Origin of the sequence: Streptococcus sp. 29887, from assembly GCF_032595075.1 — a bacterium.
Lineage (GTDB): Bacteria > Bacillota > Bacilli > Lactobacillales > Streptococcaceae > Streptococcus > Streptococcus iners.
In genome coordinates this window covers 1,926,119-1,937,568 of sequence record NZ_CP118735.1, presented here as the reverse complement: position 1 = coordinate 1,937,568, position 11,450 = coordinate 1,926,119, and the positions used below count along the sequence as shown (strand labels likewise).

The 11,450-nt window shown below is 43.7% G+C and carries 11 protein-coding genes; 9 read left to right on the top strand and 2 right to left on the bottom strand.

The features are described 5' to 3' along the window. Window positions 1–101: 101 nt before the first annotated feature. The 7 genes from lpdA to PW252_RS09400 all read left to right on the top strand — a co-directional run bounded on the left by lpdA (window position 102) and on the right by PW252_RS09400 (window position 5,355). Window positions 102–1,862: a dihydrolipoyl dehydrogenase gene (lpdA, locus tag PW252_RS09430; protein ID WP_024399590.1), complete on the top strand. Its 1,761-nt coding sequence runs from the start codon at window positions 102–104 to the stop codon at window positions 1,860–1,862. A gap of 95 nt (window positions 1,863–1,957) precedes the next feature. Further along, window positions 1,958–2,341, top strand: a complete 384-nt coding sequence (locus tag PW252_RS09425; protein ID WP_105095601.1) for a VOC family protein — start codon at window positions 1,958–1,960, stop codon at window positions 2,339–2,341. Window positions 2,342–2,627: 286 nt separating this feature from the next. Beyond that, on the top strand, window positions 2,628–3,617 hold the full coding sequence (locus PW252_RS09420; protein WP_248033733.1) for a lipoate--protein ligase: 990 nt from the start codon (window positions 2,628–2,630) through the stop codon (window positions 3,615–3,617). 171 nt (window positions 3,618–3,788) lie between these two features. Beyond that, window positions 3,789–4,079 (top strand): 30S ribosomal protein S6, encoded by a 291-nt coding sequence (rpsF, locus tag PW252_RS09415; protein WP_024418487.1) that lies wholly within the window; start codon window positions 3,789–3,791, stop codon window positions 4,077–4,079. 11 nt (window positions 4,080–4,090) lie between these two features. Next, window positions 4,091–4,585: a single-stranded DNA-binding protein gene (locus PW252_RS09410; protein ID WP_044754145.1), complete on the top strand. Its 495-nt coding sequence runs from the start codon at window positions 4,091–4,093 to the stop codon at window positions 4,583–4,585. A gap of 31 nt (window positions 4,586–4,616) precedes the next feature. Then, window positions 4,617–4,856 (top strand): 30S ribosomal protein S18, encoded by a 240-nt coding sequence (gene rpsR, locus PW252_RS09405; RefSeq protein ID WP_002939250.1) that lies wholly within the window; start codon window positions 4,617–4,619, stop codon window positions 4,854–4,856. A 232-nt stretch (window positions 4,857–5,088) separates the two neighbouring features. Beyond that, entirely contained in the window at window positions 5,089–5,355 is a 267-nt protein-coding gene (locus tag PW252_RS09400; protein WP_316716725.1) for a hypothetical protein, read from the top strand. Between the two features lie 43 nt (window positions 5,356–5,398). Here the strand turns inward: PW252_RS09400 and PW252_RS09395 are convergent, their stop codons facing one another. Both PW252_RS09395 and PW252_RS09390 read right to left on the bottom strand, forming a co-directional pair. After that, entirely contained in the window at window positions 5,399–6,055 is a 657-nt protein-coding gene (locus PW252_RS09395; RefSeq protein WP_248049860.1) for a DUF1129 domain-containing protein, read from the bottom strand. A 15-nt stretch (window positions 6,056–6,070) separates the two neighbouring features. Further along, window positions 6,071–7,015 (bottom strand): magnesium transporter CorA family protein, encoded by a 945-nt coding sequence (locus PW252_RS09390; RefSeq protein ID WP_105144952.1) that lies wholly within the window; start codon window positions 7,013–7,015, stop codon window positions 6,071–6,073. A gap of 434 nt (window positions 7,016–7,449) precedes the next feature. Between PW252_RS09390 and uvrA the strand changes: the two genes are divergently transcribed. Both uvrA and PW252_RS09380 read left to right on the top strand, forming a co-directional pair. After that, window positions 7,450–10,278, top strand: a complete 2,829-nt coding sequence (uvrA, locus tag PW252_RS09385) for an excinuclease ABC subunit UvrA (RefSeq protein WP_248049858.1) — start codon at window positions 7,450–7,452, stop codon at window positions 10,276–10,278. 99 nt (window positions 10,279–10,377) lie between these two features. After that, the gene (locus PW252_RS09380; RefSeq protein WP_248049855.1) at window positions 10,378–11,439 is read left to right on the top strand and encodes a M24 family metallopeptidase; all 1,062 of its coding nucleotides are present in this window, start codon (window positions 10,378–10,380) and stop codon (window positions 11,437–11,439) included. Window positions 11,440–11,450: the final 11 nt, after the last annotated feature.

The window sequence follows — 11,450 nt, the reverse complement described above, 5'->3', positions numbered from 1 at the left end:
GAACTAAATGCTTCGGAATTTAGATAGTCCGCCTCGGATGCAAGCATCCTACGTTGGACTCCTAAAATTCTGTCGCATTTGACGTTCTTTGTATCATAACTATGGCAATTGAAATTATTATGCCTAAACTTGGTGTAGATATGCAAGAAGGCGAAATCATCGAGTGGAAAAAACAAGAAGGTGATTTTGTCAACGAAGGCGATGTTATCTTGGAGATGATGTCAGACAAGACAAGCATGGAATTGGAAGCGGAAGAGTCAGGTGTTCTCTTGAAAATCGTTCACGGTAACGGTGCAACAGTTCCTGTAACAGAAGTCATTGCTTACCTTGGTGCAGAAGGCGAATCGGTTGAAGTGGGTGCTGCACCTGCTCCAGCTGAAGTTGCTCAAGCAACTGCTGATTTGAAAGCAGCTGGTTTGGAAGTACCTGCAGCTCCTGCAGCAGCTCCACAAGCTCCTAAGGCTGAATTGGCAGCTGACGAGTATGACATGGTTGTTGTCGGTGGTGGTCCTGCTGGTTACTACGCAGCTATTCGCGGTGCTCAATTGGGCGGTAAAATCGCTATCGTTGAGAAATCAGAATTTGGTGGTACCTGCTTGAACAAGGGCTGTATCCCAACTAAGACCTACCTTAAGAACGCTGAAATCCTTGACGGCTTGAAGATTGCGGCAGAGCGTGGTATCAACCTTGCTTCAACAAACTACACCGTTGATATGGACAAGACAGTTGACTTCAAGAACAAGGTTGTGAAGACATTGACTGGTGGCGTTCAAGGTCTCTTGAAAGCTAATAAAGTGACTATCTTCAACGGTCTTGGTCAAGTAAATCCTGATAAGACTGTTGTTATTGGCGACAAGGTTATCAAAGGTCGTAGCATCATTCTTGCAACAGGTTCTAAAGTATCACGTATCAACATCCCAGGTATTGATTCTAAGTTGGTATTGACTTCTGATGATATTCTTGACTTGCGTGAAATTCCTAAGTCACTCACTGTTATGGGTGGTGGCGTAGTCGGTGTGGAACTTGGTTTGGTTTACGCATCATACGGTACAGAAGTAACCGTTGTTGAAATGGCTGACCGTATCATTCCAGGTATGGACCGCGAAGTGTCTGTTGAATTGCAAAAAGTCCTTTCTAAGAAAGGTATGAAATTCTTGACATCAGTTGGTGTATCTGAAATCGTTGAAGCTAATAACCAATTGACCATCAAGTTGAACGACGGCTCAGAAATCGTTTCTGAAAAAGCCCTTCTTTCAATCGGTCGTGTACCACAATTGGCTGGTCTTGAAAATCTTAACCTTGAACTAGACCGCGGTCGTATCAAGGTTAATGAATACCAAGAAACATCTATCCCAGGTATTTATGCACCAGGTGATGTCAACGGTACTAAGATGTTGGCGCACGCTGCTTACCGCATGGGTGAAGTGGCAGCTGAAAATGCCATCCACGGTAACCACCACAAGGCTAAATTGGACTTCACACCAGCAGCGGTTTACACACACCCAGAAATCGCTATGGTTGGTTTGACAGAAGACCAAGCTATCGAGAAATATGGTAAAGAAAACATCCTTATCGGTCGCAACAGCTTTACTGGTAATGGTCGTGCCATCGCTTCTAACGAAGCACATGGTTTCGTAAAAGTTATCGCTGATAAGAAATACCATGAAATCCTTGGTGTTCACATCATCGGTCCAGTTGCGGCTGAAATGATCAACGAAGCAGCAACCATCATGGAATCTGAGTTGACAGTTGACGACGTGGCAGCATCAATCCACGGTCACCCAACCTTCTCAGAAGTGATGTACGAAGCCTTCCTTGATGTGCTTGGTGTTGCGATCCACAACCCACCAAAGCGGAAATAATCGGATGAATAAAACAGTCATCGCCAGCAATGGTAAAGACGTAGAATAAGAAAAACGGCAGTGTGCCGTTTTTCTTTAAGGGAGGATAAAATCGAATGAAAATTGAACATCTTGCTATCTATGCTCAAGACCTAGAAGGAATGCGGAATTTCTTTGAAACTTATTTCGGTGCAAAGTCCAATCAACTCTATCACAATACAAAAACAAGTTTTAAATCCTATTTCCTGACTTTTGAAGATGGAGCTCGTCTTGAAATTATGACTAGAGATGATGTGGTGGACAAGCCTAGCCAGCTCAATCACTTGGGGCTGATTCATCTAGCCTTTAGTTTGGGAAGTGAAGAAGCGGTGAATGAATTGACTGAGCAATTGGTCGCAGCGGGTTATCAGCTTCTCAGTGGCCCACGAGTTACTGGAGATGGTTACTATGAATCTTGTATTCTAGGTTTTGAGGATATCCAAATTGAATTAACAGTGTGAAACAGGGAGATAGGATAGCGAAACAATTTACTTATTGTTTCACGGTGAAGCCTTCTTTGATACTCAAAAACGAGTACAAGGGAGGGTCGATTCTCCTTTGAGTGAAAAAAGAACAGAGCAGGCGTATGTATATAAACTACGCCAAGAACCTCATTCCTTTGTTATAAAACAGCTATCGCTACAAACGGAGCGGATGTCGAATAATGTAGAAAGACAAGCCTTGGGGCTTGTCTTTTGTTATCGTTTCCACTATAATAAAAATTAGTTAACAATAAAGGAGTTTTGCATGAAATACATCGTAAACAACAGCAATGACCCAGCTTATAACATTGCCCTCGAAGCCTATGCCTTCAAGGAATTAACAGATATTGACGAAATTTTTATTCTCTGGATCAATGAGCCTGCCATCATTATCGGTAAGCACCAGAATGCCATTGAAGAAATCAACAAGGAATTCACAGACGAAAAGGGCATCCATGTGGTTCGCCGTCTGTCAGGTGGTGGCGCTGTCTATCATGACCTCAACAACCTCAACTATACCATTATTTCAAACAAGGCAGACGAGGGAGCTTTTGACTTCAAGACCTTCTCTAAACCTGTGATTGATACCCTTGCAACACTGGGTGTAGAAGCTAACTTCACTGGTCGTAATGACCTGGAAATCGACGGCAAGAAAATCTGTGGAAATGCGCAAGCCTATGCCAAAGGCCGTATGATGCACCACGGATGCTTGCTCTTTGATGTGGATATGTCTGTCCTCGCAAGTGCCCTCAAGGTCAGCAAGGACAAGATTGAGTCCAAAGGTGTCAAGTCCGTTCGTGCCCGCGTGACCAATATCAACAACGAATTGCCAGAGAAGATGACCGTTCTGGAGTTTAAGGATGCCATCCTCAACCAAATGAAGCAAGAATACCCAGACATGGACGAGTATGTCTTGTCTGAAGATGATTTGGCTCGTATCCAAGAAATCCGTGACAGCCAGTTTGCGACTTGGGACTGGACCTATGGTCAAACACCAGAATACACTGTGGAGCGCAGCGTTCGTTACCCAGCAGGTAAAATCACGACCTACATCAAGGCTGAAAAATCAGTCATCGAATCTATCAAGATTTACGGAGATTTCTTCGGAATTGGTGATGTATCGGACATCGAAGACTTGCTGGTCGGTACTCGTTACGAGTATGCAGATGTGCTGGCCAAATTGCATGAAATCGACACAGCTCACTATTTCTCTCGCATGACAACAGAAGAAGTAGCAAAAGCCATTGTGGCATAATCTATCAGACTATCCATGCACTTGGATAGTCTTTTCTTTCGTGAAATTGTTTTCAGCAAGCCCTTTTCACTTGCACATTTTCTATATTATGGTATAATTATTTTCTGTGAGTATCCCTCACTTACTCGTGGCTAGACCATGAGTCATTAGACCAAAAGGAGGAACATATCAATGGCTAAATACGAAATTCTTTATATTATTCGTCCAAACATTGAAGAAGAAGCTAAAAACGCTTTGGTAGCACGCTTTGACTCTATCTTGACTGACAACGGTGCAACAATCGTTGAATCAAAAGCATGGGAAAAACGTCGCCTTGCATACGAAATCAAAGATTTCCGCGAAGGTTTGTACCACATCGTTAACGTTGAAGCAAGCAACGATGAAGCTCTTAAAGAGTTTGACCGTTTGTCAAAAATCAACGGCGACATTCTTCGTCACATGATTGTCAAACTTGACGCGTAAGAAGGTAGATTATGATAAATAATGTAGTATTGGTTGGTCGTATGACCCGTGATGCAGAACTTCGTTATACTCCGTCTAACCAGGCTGTTGCGACTTTTACTCTAGCAGTTAACCGCAATTTTAAAAATCAAAACGGTGAGCGTGAAGCGGACTTTATCAACGTAGTCATTTGGCGTCAACAAGCTGAGAATTTGGCGAATTGGGCTAAGAAAGGTGCTCTGATTGGTGTTACTGGTCGTATCCAGACTCGTAGCTATGATAACCAGCAGGGACAACGTGTCTACGTGACTGAGGTGCTTGCGGATAGTTTCCAACTCTTGGAAAGCCGTACTGCTCGTGAAGGTCAAGGTGGTGCTTATTCAGCTGGTAATTCATTTGCCGCTGGGAATGACTATAACTCACCTTATCAAGCACCTGCACAATCTACACCTAACTTCGCTAGAGAAGAAAGTCCATTTGGAGCTAGTAATCCAATGGATATATCAGACGATGACCTACCATTCTAGGTCTGAAATAATAATATAAAGGAGAACACACATGGCTCAACAACGTCGTGGCGGTTTCAAACGCCGTAAAAAAGTTGACTATATCGCAGCTAACAAAATTGAATATGTTGATTACAAAGATACTGAGCTTCTTAGCCGTTTCATTTCTGAACGTGGAAAAATCCTTCCACGCCGTGTAACTGGAACTTCAGCTAAAAACCAACGTAAAGTAACAACAGCTATCAAACGTGCTCGCGTAATGGCATTGCTACCATTCGTAAACGAAGATTAAAAAAACAGTCCTTGAATGGACTGTTTTTTCATGAGCTCGGAAATTAGAAGGCGAATTGAGACCCCAACGGGTCATTTTTTCATGAGCTCGAAATTAAGAAAGCGAATTGAGCCCCTAACGGGTCTTTTTAGCTTGCGCCCTAGAAATGGAAAGGCGCAATCGCCCGTTGTGGCGATTTTTTCTTGCACTCTAGAAATATGAAAAGTGCAATGGTCCAGTGGACCATTTTTTCATGAGCTCGGAAATTAGAAGGCGAATTGAGCCCCTAACGGGTCTTTTTAGCTTGCGCCCTAGAAAATGGAAAGGCGCAATCGCCCTGTGTGGCGATTTTTTCTTGCGCTCTAGACATGTGAATAGCGCAATGACAGAAAAGGCTATTTTTCAAAAGCTAGAAAATTGGGAAAGTGCAAAACCGTTGTGTATCATTCTCTTTTTAGTAAAAATTGGTTTGTTTTTGCTAAATGTAGATGATGATATTTTTGATGTAAGTATGCATTGATATTAGAAAAAGGCGACTGGATGGACCAATCGCCTTTAGTTCACTATTGTACAGGTGACATTGCATTGCGGATATTGTATTTCTTTTTCAAGAGGTAGCGAGCACCGAAAGCTGCAGCTCCAATAAGAATGGTAACTAGTGGAGGCAAGACAGGGTTTAGGCTGGTAGGGATAAGGGCTGCCAAGAGGAAAACAAGTGACCAAGCCAAGGTCGCAAGTCCGAGGAAGAGGATTGCTTTTAATAATTTAGGACGTTGACCAGTTTTGATTTGTTCTCTGTAAACGAAGTGGTACATGAAGTACATACCAGCGCCGACTCCAAAACCAATGACTAATAGCGTGAGCAAGCCATATTGGGCGCCTTGACCTAATAAGTTCATCACTCCGTTGATTCCTGCAATAATAGCAAGCATGAAAAGACTGGAATCGAGCCACATAAGCCAAGGGTTCTCATTGTATTCGGTTTTAACTTTCTCTTCTTGTTCGATAATAGACTTACTTGCTGCCCACTCGCTTGGAGCTCCGTAGAGGTTGCGGGCTGTTATACCAGTTTTTTGTTTCTCAATAATTGTCGGCAGGATTTCTTCCAATAATTCTTTAATTTCACTATCAGATTTACCATCTTTAATCAATTGGTTAGTAGCAATATGGATAAATTCCTGGTTTTTTTTCGTTAATTCTTTAATTTCTGTAAATGACATAGTAAACTCCTAGTGTTAGAACCATCTCTTGCGAATGAAGTAGAAGGTGAGTGATAAACTGATGGCAAAGGCAAATAAGATAATCCACCAGAAGGCATGTGGAACGTCATTAAACGGAATGACATTGTCTTTAAAGTTCATACCATAGGCAGAAAAGACCATGGTTGGAATAGATAAAACGATAGTCACTAAAGCCAAGGTTTTCATGATGGTATTCTGGTTGTTGGAAATGATAGATGCGAAGGCGTGTGTCATAGAATTCAAAATAGAACCATAGATATCTGCCATCTCAATAGCCTGCTGGGTTTCGACCAAGGTATCCTCCAGTAGATCCTCATCCTCCTCATATTTCCGAAGGAGTCGAGAGGAACTAGCTAACTTTTTGACCAATCTTTCATTGGTTTTGAGTGAGGCTTTGAAATATACGATGGTTTTTTCTAATTCCATGAGTACAATCAATTCTTCGTTTCGAGTTGCTTCATGAAGCTGTTTCTCAATCTCCTCGCTCTTTCTGTCAATGGTCCGTAGGGCAGACAGGTAGAGTTGGGCATTGCGGTAGAGGATTTGGAAAACAAAGCGTGATTTCATAAAAGTAAAGAAATTCCGCAAACGACGATGGATAAATTGGTCAAATAGAGGTAATGGCTCTAAGCAAGTTGTAATAATGGCATCCTCGGTCAAGACAATGCCAAGCGGAATGGTGATATAGTAGGTCTTGTTATTACGCTCCTCAAGAATAGGAACGTCCACCAAGATCAGTGTATAATCATCTTCAACCGTAATACGAGAAGACTCTTCCGCATCGAGAGGTGCCCGTAGGTCAGCGATGTCAATCTTATAGTGTTCAGCAACTTCCATTGACTCGCTCTGGGAGGGGTTGACCAGGTTAATCCAAGCCCCAGGTTCAAAGGTTTGGATTTCTTCTAAATCTGTCATGGTTGATAGAAAAATCTGTTTCATATGACGCCCTCCTTTTGGTAATTGTTTCGTTAACGCAACTTCTATTATACCAAAAAATGTGTCATTACGGAAAGCTTTTATACAGAATTGTGATATAATATGAAGACATTTAAGGGAGTGCAATTCTTGGAAAGACAACGAAAGAGCTAGTTGATTTGATAAGTGCAAAGTTCCAGTTGAAGTTCGCACTAAGTAGTAATCCTGCAACCTATGGGAATTTTCGTTGTTGTGTTTTTACGCTTGAAGCAGTTTCTTTATCGTACTTAGAAAGGATTTGAATGCGTGTTAAAAGCGTCGAGAAAAAGATACATAGATGTTTCAACTTTAGTTGATTACAGCTGTGGATACTGTAAAGTATAAAATGCTTGGTCACTGATGTGACGTCACATTTTCCTATTTTTCTTCTCGCTTTCTTAACGCACTTATATCATGTTATGCAAGAAAATATTGTAATCCATGGGGCGCGTGCCCATAATTTAAAAAATATTGATGTGACCATTCCGCGTGAGAAGTTGGTGGTGGTGACTGGTCTGTCGGGATCTGGTAAGTCGAGTTTGGCTTTTGATACCTTGTATGCCGAAGGCCAACGTCGTTATGTGGAAAGTCTATCAGCCTATGCTCGTCAGTTCTTGGGCAACATGGACAAGCCTGATGTGGATTCCATAGAGGGGCTCAGCCCTGCTATTTCCATAGACCAAAAAACAACTTCGCGTAACCCACGTTCAACGGTTGGAACGGCGACGGAAATCAATGATTATCTCCGCCTGCTCTATGCTCGGGTCGGAGTGCCTTACTGTATCAATGGCCATGGGGCGATTTCGGCTTCTTCGGTGGAGCAAATCGTTGATGAGGTTTTGGAATTACCAGAACGCCAACGTTTGCAGATTCTAGCACCGATTGTACGGAAGAAAAAGGGGCAACACAAGACCGTTTTTGAGAAGGTGCAGAAGGACGGCTATGTTCGGGTCCGTGTCAATGGGGATGTCTATGATGTGTCGGAAGTGCCTGAATTGTCCAAGAGTAAGGCTCATAACATTGAGGTTGTGGTCGATCGGATTGTGATCAAAGAGGGTATTCGTTCGCGGCTTTTCGACTCTATCGAAGCAGCTTTACGGATTGCGGACGGCTATGTCATCATCGATACAATGGATGAGAAGGAACTGCTCTTCTCTGAGTACTATGCCTGCCCAGTTTGTGGTTTTACAGTGCCAGAGTTGGAGCCTCGTCTTTTCTCTTTCAATGCGCCTTTTGGGTCTTGTAGCGATTGTGACGGTTTGGGGATGAAGCTGGAAGTGGATACGGATTTGATTGTCCCAGATGCCAGCAAGACCTTGCGTGACGGTGCCTTGGCTCCGTGGAATCCCATCTCTTCTAACTACTATCCTCAGATGTTGGAGCAGGCTATGAATCACTTTGGTGTGGACATGGACAAGCCTTTTGAGGAATTGACGGAAGAGGAGAAGAACCTGATTTTCAACGGTTCTGACGGCAAAGAATTCCATTTCCACTATGAAAATGAATTCGGTGGGGTACGTGATATTGACATTCCATTCGAGGGCTTGATTACCAACATTAACCGCCGCTATCGTGAAACCAATAGTGATTACACGCGGACGGTCATGAAGGCCTATATGAATGAGTTGACCTGTGGAACCTGCCACGGCTATCGCCTCAATGACCAAGCCCTGTCTGTTAAAGTTGGTGGCGAGCAGGGACTTCATATTGGGCAGTTATCTGACTTGTCTGTAGCGGATCATTTGCAAGTCATTGAAAATCTGACCTTGTCTGAAAATGAAGCGACGATTGCGACGCCCATTGTCAAGGAAATCAAGGATCGCCTGTCCTTCCTTAACAACGTTGGTCTAAATTACCTAACGCTTTCACGAGCAGCGGGGACATTGTCTGGTGGTGAAAGCCAGCGGATTCGTCTGGCGACCCAGATCGGCTCCAACCTGTCAGGTGTTCTCTATATTTTGGATGAGCCGTCGATTGGTCTGCACCAGCGGGACAATGATCGTCTTATTGCCAGTCTTAAGAAGATGCGGGATTTGGGCAATACCTTGATTGTGGTGGAACATGACGAGGACACCATGCGGGAGGCGGACTGGTTGATTGATATTGGTCCGGGTGCGGGTGTCTTTGGCGGAGAAATCGTGGCCTCTGGAACGCCTGCCCAAGTAGCTAAAAACAAAAAATCCATTACAGGCCAGTACCTGTCTGGCAAACGTGAAATTCCAGTTCCTTTGGAACGTCGTGTTGGCAATGGTCGATTCCTGGAGGTGACTGGTGCCAAGGAAAACAACCTGCAAGATGTGACTGTTCGGTTCCCGCTTGGGAAATTTGTGGCGGTGACAGGGGTGTCTGGCTCAGGTAAATCAACCCTAGTCAATTCCATTTTGAAAAAAGCTATCGCCCAGAAGCTCAATCGCAATTCGGACAAGCCAGGTAAATTCAAGTCCATTTCAGGAATTGAACACTTGGATCGCTTGATTGATATTGACCAAAGTCCGATTGGACGGACACCACGTTCTAACCCAGCCACCTATACAGGTGTTTTTGACGATATTCGTGACCTCTTTGCCCAGACCAATGAAGCCAAAATCCGTGGCTACAAGAAGGGACGTTTCTCCTTTAACGTCAAAGGTGGTCGTTGTGAAGCTTGTTCTGGTGACGGAATCATCAAGATCGAAATGCACTTCCTTCCAGACGTATTTGTCCCATGTGAAGTCTGCCATGGTCAACGCTATAATTCTGAAACCTTGGAAGTACATTACAAGGAGAAAAATATCGCCCAAGTCCTTGATATGACGGTCAATGACGCGGTCGAGTTCTTCAAACACATTCCGAAGATTGAGCGGAAACTTCGCACCATTCAAGATGTAGGTTTGGGCTACGTTACTCTAGGTCAGCCAGCAACGACCCTATCAGGTGGGGAAGCCCAGCGGATGAAGTTGGCTTCTGAACTCCACAAGCGGTCAACTGGTAAATCCTTGTATATCTTGGATGAGCCGACGACAGGTCTGCATACAGAGGACATTGCCCAGTTGCTCAAGGTCTTGGCTCGCTTTGTTGATGATGGCAATACCGTGCTGGTCATCGAGCACAATCTGGATGTCATCAAGACAGCCGACCACATTATCGACATGGGACCAGAAGGTGGTGTCGGCGGTGGTACCGTTGTTGCGACAGGAACGCCAGAAGAAGTGGCAGAGAACCCAGCCAGCTTTACAGGTCAATATTTGAAAACCAAGTTGAAGTTATAAGTTACAAAAGTCGCTCTAGCGGCTTTTTTGTCTGCTTCAACTAATTGGTAAATCCTAGTATTTCTGCTATAATAGTTACAAAATCTTTGGAGGTAGCTTATGCAAGCGCGTGTGGAAAAATTTGAGGCAAAATTAGCCCAATCAGATGTGGATGGGATTTTGGTAACGGGACAGAACAATATTTATTACCTGACAGGTTTTTGGGGAACTGAGGCGACTGTCTTCATCAGTGGCAAACGTCGCTTGTTTGTAACGGATGCTCGTTACACCCTCATTGCTAAGGCTACGGTTCAAGGTTTTGATATTATTGACAGCCGTTTTGCCCTTGAAGAGATTGCAAAGGTGATAAAGGAAGATGGACTTGGGAAAATTGGTTTTGATAGCCAGGTGACCTATGGTTTCTATCAACATCTGACTAGTATTTTTGAGGGGTATCAGTTGGTTGCTATGTCAAACTTTATCGAAGACTTGCGCATGATTAAGGATGAGAAAGAAATTGCGACCATTCGCCGTGCTTGTCAGATTTCGGATCAGGCTTTTATTGATGTTCTTGACTTTATCAAACCAGGTCAGACGACTGAGATGGAAGTCAATCATTTCCTTGACCACCGCATGCGTCAACTCGGTGCAGAAGGGGCATCATTTGAGTTCATCGTGGCATCTGGCTACCGCTCTGCTATGCCACATGGAAGAGCGTCTGAAAAGGTTATCCAAGCTGGTGAGACCTTGACGCTGGATTTTGGTTGCTATTACCAACATTATGTCAGCGATATGACGCGTACCATTCATATCGGACATGTGACAGACCAAGAGCGTGAGATTTACGATGTGGTTTTGCGTGCCAACAAGGCCTTGATTGAGCAGGCAAAGGAAGGCGTCACCTACCGCAAGTTTGACGCTATTCCTCGTGAAATTATCAATGCGGCGGGTTACGGAGCCAACTTTACACACGGCATCGGTCACGGTATCGGCTTGGATATTCATGAATATCCGTATTTTGGAAAATCTGACGAGACCATCAAAGCAGGTATGGTCTTGACGGATGAGCCTGGTATTTATTTAGATGATAAGTATGGTGTCCGTATCGAAGATGACCTCTTGATTACGGAAACAGGTTGCGAAGTGCTGACATTGGCTCCAAAAGAATTGATTGTCATTTGAGAAATTTGTCA

What these genes read in the sequence shown, in the direction of transcription:
- rpsR (WP_002939250.1), top strand. Translation starts at nt 4,617, where the DNA reads ATGGCTCAACAACGTCGTGGCGGTTTCAAACGCCGTAAAAAAGTTGAC.
- uvrA (WP_248049858.1), top strand. Translation starts at nt 7,450, where the DNA reads ATGCAAGAAAATATTGTAATCCATGGGGCGCGTGCCCATAATTTAAAA.
- PW252_RS09420 (WP_248033733.1), top strand. Translation starts at nt 2,628, where the DNA reads ATGAAATACATCGTAAACAACAGCAATGACCCAGCTTATAACATTGCC.
- PW252_RS09380 (WP_248049855.1), top strand. Translation starts at nt 10,378, where the DNA reads ATGCAAGCGCGTGTGGAAAAATTTGAGGCAAAATTAGCCCAATCAGAT.
- PW252_RS09425 (WP_105095601.1), top strand. Translation starts at nt 1,958, where the DNA reads ATGAAAATTGAACATCTTGCTATCTATGCTCAAGACCTAGAAGGAATG.
- PW252_RS09400 (WP_316716725.1), top strand. Translation starts at nt 5,089, where the DNA reads ATGAGCTCGGAAATTAGAAGGCGAATTGAGCCCCTAACGGGTCTTTTT.
- lpdA (WP_024399590.1), top strand. Translation starts at nt 102, where the DNA reads ATGGCAATTGAAATTATTATGCCTAAACTTGGTGTAGATATGCAAGAA.
- PW252_RS09390 (WP_105144952.1), bottom strand. Translation starts at nt 7,015, where the DNA reads ATGAAACAGATTTTTCTATCAACCATGACAGATTTAGAAGAAATCCAA.
- PW252_RS09410 (WP_044754145.1), top strand. Translation starts at nt 4,091, where the DNA reads ATGATAAATAATGTAGTATTGGTTGGTCGTATGACCCGTGATGCAGAA.
- PW252_RS09395 (WP_248049860.1), bottom strand. Translation starts at nt 6,055, where the DNA reads ATGTCATTTACAGAAATTAAAGAATTAACGAAAAAAAACCAGGAATTT.
- rpsF (WP_024418487.1), top strand. Translation starts at nt 3,789, where the DNA reads ATGGCTAAATACGAAATTCTTTATATTATTCGTCCAAACATTGAAGAA.